Source organism: Brasilonema angustatum (assembly GCF_059505445.1).
Genome location: NZ_JCACKO010000036.1, coordinates 33,404 through 49,514, shown reverse-complemented (window position 1 = coordinate 49,514; position 16,111 = coordinate 33,404). Strand labels below are relative to the sequence as shown.

Here is a 16,111-nt window from a genome sequence, read left to right as displayed (position 1 = left end):
TTGTACGTATTTACTTATCTTTACACACTTTGGTTTTTTCACCTCGTTCTACTTACCTGCCTAAAACTGCTAACTTTATATTGAGGTCAATTAAGATGTTTCGCTCTAAAAAATCCTTTAGGAAAACGTTTGCGCAGATTGTGATGGCAGTGCTAGGGCTGACAGCTACTCACTCGCTAGTGGCATCTTTCTCATCGATTCTGCTCGCTCCTGTCGTTGCTCAATCTAACAGTCCAAGTCCCTCTTTCCCACTTCCCAATTCACTACCGAATGGGACAACAGTGAAAGTGGACGGATCGAGCAGCATGAGAATAATTAATGAAGCATTAAGAAAACGGTTTGAAGAGAAGTTTCCGGGCACCAAAGTTGAGCTGGCATCGGGTGGAACAGATGAAGCATTAGCAGCACTGCTGCGAGGTGACATCAATATGGCAGCCATTGGACGCCCACTCACGGATAAGGAAAAGGGTCAGGGACTTGTTGCCACTGCTGTTAGTCGGGAGAAGATCGCGATTATCGTAGGTTCTGACGATCCATTTAAGAAAAACCTCACCTTCGAGCAGTTCGCCAAGATGTTTCGAGGGGAGATCACAAACTGGTCACAGGTAGGAGGCGCTCCTGGTAAGATTCGATTTATTGACCATCCCGAGTATAGTGACACGTGGCGATCGCTGAGCACTTACGCTATTTTCAAAAAAGCCCCGTTTAAAAATGGAGCTAACACTACCAAGCTGTCCCAAGACGACACAGCAACCATTGTGAAGGCACTCGGCAAAGATGGAATCAGTTATGCGATCGCAGATCAAGTACTCAACTTGCCGAATGTTCGCGTCTTGCCGATGCACAAAACCATGCCCACTGATCCTCGTTATCCGTATTCTCAACCTCGGGGGTATGTCTATCGAAAGGAAGCTGCCACTCCAGGAACCCTAGCCTTTTTGGGCTTTGCAACTTCAGCGTCGGGACAAGAAATTTTAGCAGCTGCCAAACAGCAGGAAGCTGAAGCAGTGCGCCAATCTGTAGCCAGTGGTTCCGGTTCAGGAACATCAGTAGTAGCCACTGGTTCTTCTCCCAACCCTGCATCTACTGCTAATGTTGCGCTTGTACCTACGTCTACTGCTGAGGCAACCGGGCAAGGATTTCCCTGGTGGTGGCTTCTCTTGTTAGCAGGAATTCCTTTACTAATATTACTTTGGTGGTTACTTAACAGACGGCGACGCAGAACAACTGAAATTAACAACGAAATTGTGAACTTGGTTGCCAACAGTCCTGAAATTAACAAAAAGATTGAGAGCCTGCGTAACGATTGGAATCTGGCTTTTATGAGTCTGGCTACACAGCACGCCGATGAACTAGTCAACACAATAAGTAGCCGAGAGACATTCAACAGAATTATTTCCCAAAAGCTTGTCAATAATGATGCTGATTTGAACCGCTACATCAACCAGCAAATCGACAACAGCTATGAGCAAAAGATCCAAAATCACATTCCATTGATTGCCGCCAACATTGTCAATAACAATGAGGAATTAAAGCAGTACATTGAGCGACGCTTGCAGTACAGTGTAAACAACAGTCCTGAAATTAACAAAAAGATTGACAGCCTGCGTAACGATTGGAATCGGACATTCATTAATCTGGCTACACAGCACGTGGATGAACTGATCAACACAATCGCTAGCCGAGAGACATTCAACGGAATTATTTCCCAGAAGCTTGCCAGTAATAATGCTGATTTGAACCGCTACATTAGCCAGCAAATCGACAACAGCTATGAGCAAAAGATCCAAAATCACATTCCATTGATTGCCGCCAACATTGTCAATAACAATGAGGAATTAAAGCAGTACATTGAGCGACGCTTGCAGTACAGTGTAAACAACAGTCCTGAAATTAACAAAAAGATTGACAGCCTGCGTAACGATTGGAATCGGACATTCATTAATCTGGCTACACAGCACGTGGATGAACTGATCAACACAATCGCTAGCCGAGAGACATTCAACGGAATTATTTCCCAGAAGCTTGCCAGTAATAATGCTGATTTGAACCGCTACATTAGCCAACAAATCGACAACAGCTATGAGCAAAAGATCCAAAATCACATTCCACTGATTGCCCATAACATTGTCAATAACAATCAGGAATTAAAGCAGTACATTGACCAACGCTTACAGCACAATGGAAATAACACTGAAGTGAACAATGAGATTGTCAACTTAGTTGCCAATAGTCCTGAAATTAATAACAAGATTGACAGCCTGCGTAACGATTGGAATCGGACATTCATTAATCTGGCTACACAGCACGTGGATGAGCTGATCAACACAATCGCTAGCCGAGAGACATTCAACAGAGTTATTTCCCAAAACCTTGTCAATAATAATACTGAGCTTAATCACTACGTCAGTCAGGAAATCGACAAAATTTATGAGCAAAAAATACAAAATTATATCTCTGTGATTACCCAGAATATTAGCCAGGAAATCGACAACAGTTATATCAACCAAATCATAACAACCAAGAACGAACTGATTACGCTCATGAACAATGCAGACAGACAGATATATGAGTGGACTCTGGGAGAACTCATGGCAATCAAAGGCTGCTTAACCGACCGTGAGGCTCTTGTCGAAAAGCTAATAACCTTCACCGCTGAACTCAGAACCAAGCTGAATGGAACTGCCTGCGTAGACATCAAGACATTCAAGCCGTTCAAACCTGTGTTAGAGCCGAAGCAGTAAGAGCAAATTGTCATCATCAATAAATAGACCCGTCCATAACTGCGTTCTAGACAACGAAGGCTATCAAACAAAGGAGAGGTCTGATTTAATACAGACCTCTTTGACAGCATAATTTTAGACAAAAAGCAACTACTAAGCTGTTGTGCATTAAAAATGTACAACAGCTAGGCAGAAGGCAGATGACAGCTATGCTGAAGGGAAGAGGGTTTCAATGATTGATTAAACCAAAACAATATGCAAGTTAAAAGCGCAACAGCTTATGTTGAGCAGCACTTACGCATTGAAAAAGTAGGCAACAAGTGCTATAAGGTACAACAAAATAAGTAACGGGCTATTGCACGGATTATACACGCCTCTAGGGTATCATGGAGACAACTTAGCAGAAGTCAGCAATTTTGTATTTCCAAATTGATTCTACAGATCTTATAGTTTTAGCAATTGAATATTAAAAGGGGATTTTCGTGAATCCATTGAAAATCAAGCATCAACAATCAGGAAATAATGTGAACGCTAATGAAATTATTCAACACTATGCAGCAATGGAAAGAGATTTTCAGAACTGGAGCTTCAGTGAAGCTTCCTTGAGCGGTGTAGATCTCAGTAGTGCTGATTTTAGTCATGCCAATCTCAATGGTGCTAATCTTAGTAAGGCTAACTTGAGTGGAGGTAAATTAGTTTGGACAGACTTAAATCGAGCTAATTTGAGTCAAGCTAATTTGAGTTTTGTAAATTTATTTCATGCTTCTCTGTTATGGGCAAATCTCAATGGGGCTACTTTAAGCGGAGCTAACTTAAGTAGCGCTCGATTAAATTATGCCAACCTAGAGTTAGTTCAATTAAGAGAAACAAATTTAACAGAGGTTGACTTGGAAGGAGCACTTTTAACTCGTGCTGATTTAACTAGGGCGAATCTTTTCAAAGCAATTCTCAAAGAAACTGATTTCACTGGCGCAAATCTTGATAATGCCATTCTCAGGGAATCTAACTGTGAAGGTGCTATTTTGCGTGCTGCTTCCTTGCGGCGGGTTGACTTGGAGAAAGCGCAATTACAAGAAACAATTTTGAACGAAGCTGACTTGACTAAAGCTGACTTAATTGCTGCAGATTTGAGTCATGCTGATTTAACTAATGCAATCTTAGTGCAAGTTTCTTTGGAATTAGCCACTTTGTTAAACACAGATTTGAGTGGAGCCAATCTAGAACAAGCTTCCTTATTTAATGCTAACCTAGAAGGTGCAGTGCTAAAAAGGGCAAATCTGAGAAATACAGATTTAAGACACGCAAATTTTAAAAACACCGATTTTACAGGAGTTATTTTTTCTGGTTCTCGTGTCAAAGGAGCGCTTTTTAATGATGTTGTTGGTTTAAGCGATCAACAAAAACAATGGCTTAAAGAAAACGGAGCTTTAAATATATGTTAATTGGAAAAATGGATGATGAGCAGCACACAACAAATTATCGAATCAACAGAAGGACTAATTCTTGAAAATACAGGAAAATCGCTCTCGTTTATCCAAAAAATTATCTTGTCAGAATCCATATCTGAGACTAAAAAAACATATGCACAAATCGCTACAGAAAACAATTACTCAGAAACCTATATTAAACAAATAGTTGCCCCTAAATTATGGCAACTCATTTCAAATACTGTTGGGGAAAAAATAAATAGAACAAATTGTCGTGCTGTTCTAGAGCTAAGACTGGAAGGTTTATTTTTGCAGACAACATCCAAGCCTGCACAGACGCAACGAAAGATAGCTTTAGAATCTCCAGAAGGACAAGTTGCTCTTTCTTCTACTTTGTATATTGAGCGGGATGTAGAACAAATCTGTTATCAAGAAATTCTCCAACCTCGTGCATTGATTCGCATCAAAGCACCTCGAAAAATGGGGAAAACTTCCCTAATGACAAGAATTCTCGCTTATGGCCACTCTCATAATTATTATATAGTACGGTTAAGTTTAAATTACGCTGAAACAGAAGTTTTCACCTCATTAGAAAAATTTCTGCGCTGGTTCTGTGCCAATGTTACTCATCAATTGAAACTAGAATCAAAGCTGGAGGATTACTGGGATGAGGAAATAGGTACTTTGATGAACTGCACTATTTATTTTCAACAATATCTATTACAGCAAATCTCTAGTCCCGTTATCTTCGCATTAGATGAAGTGAATAAGTTGTTTGAATATCCGAAACTAGCTCATGATTTTCTCGGACTATTACGCTCATGGCATGAGGAAACGAGAGATATTTCGATTTGGCAAAAAATTCGGCTTGTCCTTGTTCAATCTACCGATATTTATATTGTCTTAGACATTAATAAATCTCCCTTTAATATAGGATTAGCAATTGATTTACCTGCTTTTAAAAGATTGCAAGTAGAGGATTTAGCACATCGTCACGGACTCCAACTTAGCTCTTTTGTACTAGAACAATTAATGGAACTCACGGAAGGATTTCCTTACTTAGTGCGGCTGGCGTTATATCATAATATACGTGATAATATTTCATTAGAATTTATACTGCAAAATGCTATAAATTATAACAGTATTTTCATGAATTATTTACAAGAACAATTGTACTTTATCCAGGAAAATCCTGACTTAGCAGATGCTTTTCAAAAAGTCGTAATGGCGACTGGATCGATTTTCTTAGAACAAAAGATAGCGTTTCAGCTAAGAAGTTTTGGATTGGTAAACCTTTTAGGAGAACAAGCAAGTATTAGCTGTGGATTATATCGAGAGTATTTTAGTTATTACTTTAAACGTCAATGGAATTCCAAAAAATTAAATCCCCAAAAAAGCAACCTTGAGGGTGAAGTGCGATAAGTCGAACGCTTGACGCTACGCTATACGCCACGACATCGATAGATTTCACCACACATCTGGCTAATTTACAAGCGAAATCTTATTGCCCTGCTTACCGCAGCAGATTTCGCAGTCAGTATGAAACCCCAGAGTTGTCCTGGGGTTTTTCATTAGCTATCTTCAAATGTAAACCACTTACCTTTAACCAGTTCTTTACGGTGTTCTGGTAATATATCTGCCATAGCATCTAAGCTAGATAAGTATATAAGGTATCGTCCTAAATGCTGGGGTTTTAATAGATTGAGTGGTCTCAAAGGAGTCTGTTTGTCCTCTTCATCTTCGTATTTCCAGTCTGATATAACTCGGAAATGCTCACCCATTTTGGCTACTACACAATACTGTAAAACAGGCTGCCCTAGGAAAAGTGTGGAGCGATAAATACGAGTTAACTCTGGATCTATACAGATGTCCTCTTGGTTCATTAGTTTTTCTCCTGGAACTAGTAGTGGTACTTATTAGGTTGCCCAGCCAGTCAGGCAGTGCTGCAGTCCTTGTTTCTCTTATTCGTTTGTCGTTGCGATTGTCCGGATAACTGGGAGCGATACGCACAAGCTAAAGCCTCGGGCTTATCGCACTTTGGCATAGCCCCGATACAGACGAAACATGCGGGTAAAACCAACTGTTTTCTGACTGAGTTGGGTAGAAAAACCGCGATAGTAGAGGACAATGAAATCGCTAAAGCTGACATCATACTCCGCCGAGTCGATATAGGAGTCGATATCTGCATCAAGGCTTTCATTTATCATTACATCAACTTAATTAAAGTTAATTAAAATTTACATAATTTGCCAATAACAATTATGTGGAGTGAACTATCTACACTCTTCACAAGGCGAGGTAGTTTATATAATCAAACGTTCACCCCATCGGTTGATCTTTTGCCGCTACTTTTAAAGTTAAAGTGGTTATGTTGTCAAACTTTTGTTATATTAGTTAACAAGAAGACAAAAATCTAAATACTTAGAGAAATCATCGTTAAAAGTTTTATTTAATACAGTGATAATTTCAGTTTGAATTTTATTAGTTCTTTCACATCTGGTTAAATTCACGCGATTTGAGGCAATTATCATGGAAATTCCGATAGAACTTAGCTTAGAGCAACAGTTTAGTCTGAAAACATATGAGCGACAGGTCAAAGGACTGAATGAAGAGCAGGCTCAGGGGCTGCTGTTGGAAGTCCTGCGGCAATTAATGATTAAAGAGAATGTGATTAAGCACCTGATAGCCCAGATAGAGTAGGTCAGACGCTCATGGGCTTTTAGTCTAAAGTCCATAACAAAGCCTGCTCAGGACTACGCACCCTGGGGAGGGTGCTTACGCGTCTACAAAATCACAAAATATATCTTGCCTAAACTTTTCAGACAATGCGTCAGCCAAGGGATGGAACTGGTAACTGTTAAAGGCTTAAAAGCCAACTTTCCTTGGCTGAAAATATAGCAATTGTTACAGATTATTACTTTATTTCTCATAACTGAGACACTAGCATACCTCTTCTTTTATCTTCAGAGATGTCTTGTCCAATACAAGATAAGAACTTAGAAGATAGGGAGAGTTCAATGGTACTCGACGCATTTTCCAAAGCGGTTGTTACAGCAGATGCTAAAACTGGTGTCTTAAGTGGAGAAGAAATTAGTAAACTCCGCAGTTTTGTTAGCGAAGGTAACAAACGTCTTGATGCTGTAAACGCGATCGCCAGCAACGCTAGCTGTATCGTTTCTGATGCTGTCGCTGGGATGATCTGCGAAAACCAAGGCTTGATCCAAGCTGGTGGTAACTGCTATCCCAACCGCCGCATGGCTGCTTGTCTGCGTGATGGTGAAATCGTCCTGCGTTATATCACCTACGCTTTGTTGGCTGGTGATGCTTCTGTTCTCGATGACCGTTGCCTCAACGGTTTGAAAGAAACCTATGCTGCTCTTGGTGTACCCACCACCTCCACAGTCAGAGCTCTTCAAATCATGAAGGCTAGCTCACTGGCTCACATCAACGACACCAATACAGAAGCTAATGGTGGTAAGAGATTCCGCACAATGGGTGCTCAGAAAGGTGACTGTTCTGCTTTGACAGCTGAAGCAGCTAGCTACTTTGATCGCGTTGTTTCTGCTCTTAGCTAAGCAATAGCCAAAGCAATTAACGCTCTTGAATTGAAATAAACGCTTAAATATCTATTTCTGGAGATACCAAAACATGAAATCAGTTGTGACCACAGTCATCACGGCTGCTGATGCGGCAGGCCGTTTCCCCAGCACCTCTGACCTAGAATCTTTTCAAGGTAGCATCCAGCGTTCTGCTGCCCGTTTAGAAGCTGCTGAAAAGCTGAATAACGTGGACAACGTAGCTAAGGAAGCTTACGATGCTGCTATCAAAAAGTATCCTTACCTGAACAATGAAGGTGAAGCTAACGACACTCAGGTCAAGAAAGATAAGTGTCTGCGTGACATCAAGCACTACATGCGCCTGATCCAATACTCCTTGGTAGTTGGTGGTACTGGTCCATTGGATGAGTGGGGTATTGCTGGTGGTCGCGAAGTTTATCGCGCTTTAGAATTGCCCACCGCTCCTTACGTTGAAGCACTCAGATTCGCTCGTAACCGTGGTTGTGCTCCTCGCGATATGTCTGCTCAAGCTCTAGTTGAGTACAACGCTCTTATCGACTATCTGATCAACTCCCTCTCATAAATAGGTTCATAATCTCTCATAGCTGATTGGACTTAGGTTCGTCAGTCCTGGGGATTCTTAATCTAGTGCTTTGCCCAGAAAGGTTAAGTATTGGTTTGAGAATCCCCAGGTTCATCTTTTTAATCAGTTATCAGTCATCAGTTATTCAGTGAAGAAGCTTACCAACAATTGATAACTGTTAACTGTTAACTGTTAACTGCTAACTGTTAACTGGTAACTTATGGATAAGCGCTTTTCCAATCTTTTTGGATTCACCGAAGAACAAGCTATTACTCTCTTGGATACGCCTCTAGACCAGTTGGCAGAGGATGACTCTCGCTATGTGGCTGCGTCTGAGTTGGTAAACTTCGCGACAGAGCGCTCGGTCAACGCACTGATTAGAGCAGTGCAAAACACCGACCCGTCCTTAGATAACCGCATCGTGCGACGCAAGTCAGTGGAGTCCCTGGGAAAGTTGCGCTCATTACAAGCGCTGCCAGCCATTCGCGCCTGCTTGGCAGATGAAGACTGCTATACTGTGGAAAATGCGGTATGGGCGATTGGTGAAATTGGCACGCAAGACTCAGATATCCTGGAAGAAATTGCTCAATTGCTGGAAAAGCCACAACAGACTTATCGGGTAATTATCCATACCCTGGCAAAGTTAGATTATCCGCCAGCAGTAGAGCGCATCCGTAAATTTGTGGATGCTACCGACAAACCCATAGCAAGTGCAGCCATCTGTGCCGTTTGTCGCTTCACTGGAGACTACTCCTCCATCGAGAAGGTGCTTGCCTTGCTTCAACACCCGAATGTGTATGCACGTCGGTTATGCATCCAAGATTTGATCGATGCTCGGTATTACGCTGCTATTCCTCAGATTGCTCAGTGTCCGGTATCACTTGTGTTTCGTCTGCGCGGGATTCGCTTGTTGGCAGAAGCTGGTATTCCAGCGGGAGCGATCGCCTTCACAGATATTCAACCCTCACTAGAGCAGGTTATTTTTGACCATCCAAGAGATTTGAAGTTAGTACATGCCTACGATCAGACTCCAACACTGGAATTTCTGATTAGAGAACTTTATGATACCGATTTTGGGCGTTGTTATCTGGCGACACAGACTATATTAGAGGTATATCCCGAGAGTGCAGGTGAAGCCCTGATGGCAACCTATGCCGCTGAGGCTCACAATGACTATGGAGCACACTACCATGTCATGAAACTCTTGGGTTGGCTCAAGTATGCTCCAGGTTACGATTTGCTTGTAGAAGCTTTGAACAATCGCGAACCTCAGTTTCAGAAATCTCGCGCGGGGGCGGCGATCGCTCTAGGTGAATTGGGCGATACGAGTGCGATTCCTGCTCTGGTAGCCGTTCTGGAAACTAAAATCTGGGATTTGAAGTATGCTGCATTAATGGCTCTGGAGAAACTCGGCGATACTAGTGCTCACACAATTGCAGCAAATGACCAAAACTGGTTGATTCGAGCCAAAGCAACTCACACTCCTGCATCCAGCAAAGTAATAAACCCATGACAGTAGATTCGCTATTTGAACAACTCAAACACCCAAATCCCAATCTACGGGAACGGGCAATGTTACAGTTGGCAGAAAACCGTGATCAAAATACGATTCCTCGTTTGATGAGTGTTCTCAATGATGAAGACGTTGTCTTTCGTCGAGCAGCAGTCAAAGCTTTAGGTATGATTGGCGTAGATAGTGTGCCACCTTTGGTAGAATCATTACTTAACAGCGACAATGTGACTGTCCGGGGTAGCTGTGCGAAGGCACTGGCACAAATTGCGGTAAACTATCCAGATGTTCCTTTTCCAGCTGAAGGTTTGCAAGGATTGCAAACTGCTATCAATGACTCCAATCCAGTGGTTCATATTGCAGCTGTGATGGCGTTGGGTGAAGTTGGTTCCCCTGCTTTTGATATCTTGGTTGAGGCGCTGAAAACCACAGATAATGTAGCGGTGGCGGTGTCAATCGTCAACGCACTTGCAGCATCGAGAGATGAACGAGCAACAGAAGTCCTGAAAGCGTTGACTAATGATGAGTCTGCTGATTCTTACGTACACGAGTCAGCGGTGAGTGCTTTATCTCGCTTGGAGCAAATTATTGATTTCAAAGCTAGGCGACAACAGTGAACAGTGAGTCCAGTGCTTGATAAGGAAAATTATCAATGTGTTCAATATCAAGCCAACCTTGCTTTTCTCTCCCAGCTACGGCTAGCATGACTCGCGCTGTTTTTTCATCAGCTTCTTTCCACTTTCCTGCTGCGAGTAAGTCACGCAGTTGCGTGTAGTCCATTTTAGCGGTTTTTAGCTTGATATTATCATCAGATTTTGGATTGGAGGTTGGGGTTGAGGAATGGGATGACTTAATACTGGAAGGAGGTATATTATCTAATGGAGATACCGAGGCCACACGAAAGCTTTCTCGCCTATAAGCTGGATCAACCGTAGGTGGATTGTTCTGTTTTTGATGAGTTGAAGTTTTTGCCTGAACTTGGTTTTGGGATTTGAGGTTAGGAGTTACTATTTGAGGACTTGGAGAACTTGTTTTAATTGGCATCACCAATTCTAACCACTCCCGCACTGTCTGCACTCTATCTTGGGGTTGCAACGCCATCCCTTTGAGAATCGCTTCATTTACATGATCGCTAATCTGGGAGTTAAGTTGTTTTGGCGGTGGTAATTGTTCTTCATCATACTTATAAACTATAAACATCAGTATAAGCACCAAAAGTTCCCTTTCTTGTGTACTGTTCAATGGGTGCATAACCGTCGGTTCCATCAATCGTCATGCTGATGGATTTTTCACCAGTGCTAAACTGACGAGAAAGACCAAAATCAATCAATACTGCTTCTTGTTTGCCACTGCGTAAGATAATATTATGAGGCTTGATATCCCGATGTAAGAATCCTTGTTGATGGACATATTCTAAAGCTTGCCCAATTTGGTCAATGTAGCGTAAGGCTTCATCTTCTGACAATTGCCCACCCTCATCAACATAAGTCTTTAAATCCACGCCATCAATATATTCCATCAGCATCCCCCACAGTCCATCTTCTTGGATGACATCCTCAAATTTCACAATATGGGGGTGAGTGCATCGTGCTAACCGCGTCATCTCTTGGACAAATTTTACCTGTCGTTCCGAGAAGTCTTTTCTTATTTGCTGAATGTGGTTGAGGGTTTTCAGGACAAATAATTTACCTGTACGCTGTTCGAGAATACTGTAGGTAATACCAAAGCCACCGCTACCAAGGACTTTTTGAATGATGAAGCGTCCGTTTTGCAGTGGTTGATTGGGCGTCCAAATTATCATTGTTCCAGCTTGCGGTTTGAGAGCTATATATATACTGAGCTTAATACGCTCGCGTGGAAAAATGTTTCCTGACAACATTCTTTGTGATTCAAGATGTGGCGAAGCCTCTATGGTAAAGTGCTACTCGCTTTGATTTGCTTGCAACCAATTGAGCAAATCTTCCATCGCGGTAAAATCCAACAAAGCTTCACCAAGTTCTTCTAGCTCAGAAACAGTGAGAGATTGGATGTGCTGTTGCAATAAGAGTGATAATTCTCCCACCCGTCTTTGTAATTGTCGTAGAATCAGCGTCTGTGTCTGTTCCTGTTTACCTTCTTGTTTACCACGCTCGTAGCCAATGCGCTCACCTGTAGTAACGTATCTCATAGTACGCTCCTGTTCAAATTGTTTGAACTGTTCCCAAAAAGATACTACTAGCTTTGATTTGCTTGCAACCAATTGAGCAAATCTTCCATCGCGGTAAGTAGGTAGGCATGATTAACCCGAACTATATTAACTTATGTAAAGCGCCATAAACGCTTTAAAAATAGGCTTTTAAGCAATTTACATTTCTTAATCTAGTTGTGTTTTTTAGCGCCCACCTACTTAAAATCTAACAAAGCTTCACCAAGTTCTTCTAGCTCAGAAACAGTGAGAGATTGGATGTGCGATCGCAATAAGAGTGATAATTTTCCTACTCGTCTTTGTAGTAGTCGTAGAATGAGCGTCTGTGTCTGTTCCTGTTTACCGCGATCGTAGCTAATGCGCTCACCTGTAGTAACGTATCTCATAGCAAGCTGTACTATGAGGAGACGGTAATTACAGTATGAGCAATTGAAGAGTGGTTGCTCATACCGTATTCTTTACACATTCAAACATACTAAGAATTTATATTAAATCATAATCAAAAAATTAGCAAGTAGTTGAAAAATGATATCATTTGTGGGAAAGTATCATAGCAAAATCTAAGATCCACTGTCAAATTCAGAGATTGACACTCGTACAAAAGCTATGCAAAAAGCAGCACGTTTTGTAAGGCAAAGCGCAGTGTGTGCCTTCGCTCAGCTTTGCTATTGAATAAGCTCAAATGCAATACTGCAAAGCTTTTTGTATCTTTTTAACGGTGAGAGTCTTTTATCCATGATGCACTGACTCTAAATGTTTTCATGATTACCTTTGAAACACTCTTAGGAGCAAAAATGATAAGATTTCGTTACATATGCCTAACTATTGCTAGTGCAATCATCTTCGCTTTGACTTCCTGTAACGGTACACAAACCGCAGAAAATTCAACAGCACCAGCGGCTAACTCCAGTCCCCAGGCGACTGAAGCCGTTAGTCATAGCGGACACAGCAGCAAAAAGAAAATCAATATCAACAATGCTATTCTGTCGGAACTGGATAAGTTTGAGGCACAGCTTGCTGTTCCAGCATTATCAAATAAAATTCAAGCAGGTCGCCCTTATAGCAGTCCTGAGGACTTAGTTTCTAAAAAGGTGATTACTCAGGAGCAATTCGACAAAATTAAGGATCAGGTTACGACTCAGGAAGTCGTTCTAACTGGGGAACCAAAAGATGTGGACTACATGACCAAACTGGGACTAATGAAAGGACACCTTTTGGTAGCAAAAGAACTGTTGGATCAAAATCAGCCCAAAAAGGCAGAACCTCATATTGGTCATCCAGTTGAAGAGATTTATGTTGATGTAGAAGACCAATTAAATGAGCGCAAAGTCAAAGAATTTAAGACATCTTTGGTTAGTTTGCAAGATTTTGTTAAATCCAATCCCAAAAGTCCCAAGATCAAAACTGATTTTACCTCTTCGATGCAAGCAGTTGATGGGGCTGTAAACGCTTTACCAGCAGATCAGCGATCGCAACCCAGATTCGTGCTACAAGTCGTGAACGGATTGCTAGATTCAGCTAACTCAGAATATGGTGCGGCGATCGCAAATGGCAAAATTGCTGCAGAAATTGAGTATCAAGATTCCCGTGGTTTTGTCACCTATGCTGATGATTTATATAAAGGAATTTCTAGCAAACTAACTAAAGACCATCCCCAAGAACACAAAGCAATTGAAACCAGTATGGCTGAACTGATAAAAGTTTGGCCCTCTGCTATTCCGCCAGCTGCACCAGTCAAAACCCCTGGGGATGTTACCAAGCTGATAAAAACCATTGAAGAAAATTCTCAAAAAATAACAGATAGTTCCAGCACATCTGCACAGCGATAGTATTTTGAATTGTTTGTAACTGAAAAAGATGTTACGCGATTTCACTCAATAGTCATGAGTTATTTCATTTAAACTCATGACTCATGAACGGCAGGTGCACTCAACGCTTAAAGTTGCAAAGGTGCACTGCCTCATTCGCACTCAGAACAAAAGAAAAAGGACAAAGAATGAACTTTAGTGCTGCCTTACCCACTTTTGTGATTACACTGCGAGAAGGTGTAGAAGCTGCTCTTGTAGTTGGTATTGTACTGGCTTTGCTAAAAAAAGCTAAGCAATCTCGTCTTAACCCTTGGGTTTATGCTGGTGTCGGCGTTGGTATTATTGTCAGCGCACTCATAGGTTTTCTTTTCACTTGGGTGGTTCAAGCACTTAGTGCAATTAATCCGCAGTATTCATCCGTGGTTGAACCAATAATGGAAGGTGTGTTCAGCCTGTTAGCAATCATTATGCTCAGCTGGATGCTTATCTGGATGACCAAACAAGCCAGATTTATGAAGGCTCAAGTTGAGGGCGCTGTAACAAGTGCTTTAAAACAGGACTCATATGCTGGTTGGGGTGTTTTCAGTTTAGTATTTATTGCCGTTGTACGCGAAGGTTTTGAAACGGTTCTGTTCGTTGCTGCTAATCTTCAACAAGGGCTTGTTCCTGGTTTTGGCGCTGTTGCTGGTATTGCAGTCGCAGCACTAATTGGTGTGCTGTTATTTCGATGGGGTGTTAAAATTAACATCCGCCAATTTTTCCAAGTAATGGGTGTTTTCTTGGTGTTGATTGTGGCGGGGTTAGTGGTGACAGCTTTGCAGAAGTTTGATGAAGCTTTTGCTACCCTTGCTCTTAGTAATCGCGCCTCAGAAGGTCTTTGTTTTTATTACCAACGGTTCACGAGAATTCACTCTTGTATCTTAGGTCCAATGGTTTGGAATACTTCCAACATCTTGCCTGATGAAAAGTTCCCTGGCGTTATTTTTAATGCCTTGTTTGGTTACAAGCAATATCTCTATGTTGTGCAAGCAGTGGGATATATCGTATTTTTAGTAACAGTTGGTGGTTTGTATTTGCGTAGTATCATTGGTACAGGAAGTGGTCGTCCTAAAAAGCAGTCTGCTGCACAGAAATCGATGGGTTCTCTAAAGGATTAGCCAAAATGGATAAAACGTAACATCTCCCTGCTGAGTCTGCTACAAAAGAATTTTCAACACACACAGACAGGAGTTTTAGCACAAGTTATTACCAGTGGTACAGTGGCAATTGGCGATACTTTGAAAAGTGCTGAGTAAACACGCAAGCTATTGATTGATAGATATATGTCACATAATGAGTAATAAACATCCTCACTTCCAGCTACCATAACTCAGTCGTCGATGAAAAAGATCCGTGGAAAAAGCCCAAAAACTCGGAAGATTAATCGGGAGGGCAGCTACAATGTCGTACGTATTGGTGTATCCAACAACCGTTGGCGGGATCCATATCATGTGCTGCTCACTCTTTCCTGGTCTAAAACTATAGCACTTATCAGTTTTGGGTATATACTCGCTAACGCCTTGTTTGCTTTAGCGTATCTTGCAGGAGGCAATGGTATTGAAAATGCGCGTCCGGGTAATTTCCTGGATGTCTTTTTTTTCAGTGTCCAGACTATGGCATCTATCGGCTATGGGGCAATGTATCCCAAAACATTTTATGCTAACACCTTAGTGACTATCGAATCGCTGTTAGGACTGATGGGGTTGGCGATGGCAACTGGGTTAATGTTTGCTCGCTTTTCTCTTCCCAGAGCGCGAGTCTTGTTTAGCCATGTAGCGGTTATTACCCCGTATAACGGTATACCAACTCTCATGTTGCGGGTTGCCAATGAACGTCAAAACTGGATTTTAGAAGCACAAGTCAAAGTGAGCTTGGTACGCACCCAAATCACCAAAGAAGGAGATGTGATGCGTCGATTTTATGATATGTATTTGCTTCGCAGTCACTCTCCACTTTTTGCTCTGACTTGGACAATCATGCACCCAATAGACGAGAGTAGTCCTTTGTATGGAGTCTCACTTGAGCAGATGCTTGAGGATGAGATGGAAGTGATAGTCACCTTCACTGGGCTTGATGAAACTGTATCCCAAACTATCCATGCCCGTCACTCGTATATTCCAAAGCAAATTCTTTGGAATATGCGGTTTGTCGATATTTTATCGAAGCGGGATGGCAAGCGCAGCATTGACTACACGCGCTTTCATGATGTCATGGCAATAGACAATTAACTGATCAGGCATCTAAATTTATACGTATATATAGTGATGAATTTGAACGAC

Annotated in this window: 16 protein-coding genes and 2 pseudogenes; 12 read left to right on the top strand and 6 right to left on the bottom strand. The window is 41.7% G+C overall.

The window, feature by feature from the left end:
• Nucleotides 1-95: 95 nt before the first annotated feature.
• The 3 genes from AC5JM2_RS09195 to AC5JM2_RS09185 all read left to right on the top strand — a co-directional run bounded on the left by AC5JM2_RS09195 (nucleotide 96) and on the right by AC5JM2_RS09185 (nucleotide 5,572).
• Nucleotides 96-2,744 carry a substrate-binding domain-containing protein gene (locus AC5JM2_RS09195; protein WP_495834592.1) on the top strand — a complete coding sequence of 883 codons (2,649 nt, stop codon included), beginning with the start codon at nucleotides 96-98 and terminating at the stop codon, nucleotides 2,742-2,744.
• Between the two features lie 461 nt (nucleotides 2,745-3,205).
• Nucleotides 3,206-4,165 (top strand): pentapeptide repeat-containing protein, encoded by a 960-nt coding sequence (locus AC5JM2_RS09190; RefSeq protein WP_495834591.1) that lies wholly within the window; start codon nucleotides 3,206-3,208, stop codon nucleotides 4,163-4,165.
• Nucleotides 4,166-4,177: 12 nt separating this feature from the next.
• Nucleotides 4,178-5,572, top strand: a complete 1,395-nt coding sequence (locus AC5JM2_RS09185; RefSeq protein WP_495834590.1) for an AAA-like domain-containing protein — start codon at nucleotides 4,178-4,180, stop codon at nucleotides 5,570-5,572.
• A 149-nt stretch (nucleotides 5,573-5,721) separates the two neighbouring features.
• On the opposite strand, the gene AC5JM2_RS09180 is transcribed toward AC5JM2_RS09185, so the two are convergent.
• A complete protein-coding gene (locus AC5JM2_RS09180) occupies nucleotides 5,722-6,033 on the bottom strand; it encodes a hypothetical protein (RefSeq protein WP_495834589.1) in 312 nt (103 codons plus the stop codon).
• Between the two features lie 156 nt (nucleotides 6,034-6,189).
• Nucleotides 6,190-6,345: pseudogene (locus AC5JM2_RS09175) on the bottom strand (photosystem I reaction center subunit XII); the annotation flags it as partial.
• 334 nt (nucleotides 6,346-6,679) lie between these two features.
• On the opposite strand from AC5JM2_RS09175, the gene AC5JM2_RS09170 reads away from it, so the two are divergent.
• The 5 genes from AC5JM2_RS09170 (at nucleotide 6,680) to AC5JM2_RS09150 (ending at nucleotide 10,417) form a co-directional block, all read left to right on the top strand.
• On the top strand, nucleotides 6,680-6,850 hold the full coding sequence (locus AC5JM2_RS09170; protein WP_495834588.1) for an NblA/ycf18 family protein: 171 nt from the start codon (nucleotides 6,680-6,682) through the stop codon (nucleotides 6,848-6,850).
• Between the two features lie 317 nt (nucleotides 6,851-7,167).
• Nucleotides 7,168-7,725 (top strand): phycoerythrin subunit beta, encoded by a 558-nt coding sequence (cpeB, locus tag AC5JM2_RS09165; protein WP_495834587.1) that lies wholly within the window; start codon nucleotides 7,168-7,170, stop codon nucleotides 7,723-7,725.
• 73 nt (nucleotides 7,726-7,798) lie between these two features.
• The gene (gene cpeA, locus AC5JM2_RS09160; protein ID WP_495834586.1) at nucleotides 7,799-8,290 is read left to right on the top strand and encodes a C-phycoerythrin subunit alpha; all 492 of its coding nucleotides are present in this window, start codon (nucleotides 7,799-7,801) and stop codon (nucleotides 8,288-8,290) included.
• Nucleotides 8,291-8,510: 220 nt separating this feature from the next.
• Entirely contained in the window at nucleotides 8,511-9,803 is a 1,293-nt protein-coding gene (gene cpeY, locus AC5JM2_RS09155) for a C-phycoerythrin alpha-cysteine-82 phycoerythrobilin lyase CpeY (protein ID WP_495834585.1), read from the top strand.
• Nucleotides 9,800-10,417, top strand: a complete 618-nt coding sequence (locus tag AC5JM2_RS09150) for a HEAT repeat domain-containing protein (protein WP_495834584.1) — start codon at nucleotides 9,800-9,802, stop codon at nucleotides 10,415-10,417. The genes cpeY and AC5JM2_RS09150 overlap by 4 nt, the downstream gene beginning before the upstream one ends.
• Here the strand turns inward: AC5JM2_RS09150 and AC5JM2_RS09145 are convergent.
• The 4 genes from AC5JM2_RS09145 to AC5JM2_RS09130 all read right to left on the bottom strand — a co-directional run bounded on the left by AC5JM2_RS09145 (nucleotide 10,401) and on the right by AC5JM2_RS09130 (nucleotide 12,371).
• Nucleotides 10,401-11,000: a GUN4 domain-containing protein gene (locus AC5JM2_RS09145; protein WP_495834583.1), complete on the bottom strand. Its 600-nt coding sequence runs from the start codon at nucleotides 10,998-11,000 to the stop codon at nucleotides 10,401-10,403. The genes AC5JM2_RS09150 and AC5JM2_RS09145 overlap by 17 nt on opposite strands.
• The gene (locus AC5JM2_RS09140; RefSeq protein ID WP_495834582.1) at nucleotides 10,984-11,601 is read right to left on the bottom strand and encodes a serine/threonine protein kinase; all 618 of its coding nucleotides are present in this window, start codon (nucleotides 11,599-11,601) and stop codon (nucleotides 10,984-10,986) included. The genes AC5JM2_RS09145 and AC5JM2_RS09140 overlap by 17 nt, the downstream gene beginning before the upstream one ends.
• Before the next feature lie 120 nt (nucleotides 11,602-11,721).
• Nucleotides 11,722-11,967: a DUF4351 domain-containing protein gene (locus AC5JM2_RS09135; protein ID WP_495834581.1), complete on the bottom strand. Its 246-nt coding sequence runs from the start codon at nucleotides 11,965-11,967 to the stop codon at nucleotides 11,722-11,724.
• A gap of 215 nt (nucleotides 11,968-12,182) precedes the next feature.
• Nucleotides 12,183-12,371 carry a DUF4351 domain-containing protein gene (locus AC5JM2_RS09130; RefSeq protein WP_495834580.1) on the bottom strand — a complete coding sequence of 63 codons (189 nt, stop codon included), beginning with the start codon at nucleotides 12,369-12,371 and terminating at the stop codon, nucleotides 12,183-12,185.
• Nucleotides 12,372-12,779: 408 nt separating this feature from the next.
• Between AC5JM2_RS09130 and AC5JM2_RS09125 the strand changes: the two genes are divergently transcribed.
• The 4 genes and pseudogenes from AC5JM2_RS09125 (at nucleotide 12,780) to AC5JM2_RS09110 (ending at nucleotide 16,060) form a co-directional block, all read left to right on the top strand.
• A complete protein-coding gene (locus tag AC5JM2_RS09125) occupies nucleotides 12,780-13,814 on the top strand; it encodes a ComEA family DNA-binding protein (protein WP_495834579.1) in 1,035 nt (344 codons plus the stop codon).
• A 167-nt stretch (nucleotides 13,815-13,981) separates the two neighbouring features.
• Complete coding sequence (locus AC5JM2_RS09120; protein ID WP_495834578.1) at nucleotides 13,982-14,950, top strand: FTR1 family iron permease; 969 nt, start codon at nucleotides 13,982-13,984, stop codon at nucleotides 14,948-14,950.
• Between the two features lie 15 nt (nucleotides 14,951-14,965).
• Nucleotides 14,966-15,088: pseudogene (locus AC5JM2_RS09115) on the top strand (MOSC domain-containing protein); the annotation flags it as partial.
• A gap of 84 nt (nucleotides 15,089-15,172) precedes the next feature.
• Nucleotides 15,173-16,060 (top strand): ion channel, encoded by an 888-nt coding sequence (locus tag AC5JM2_RS09110; RefSeq protein ID WP_495834577.1) that lies wholly within the window; start codon nucleotides 15,173-15,175, stop codon nucleotides 16,058-16,060.
• Nucleotides 16,061-16,111 lie beyond the last annotated feature (51 nt).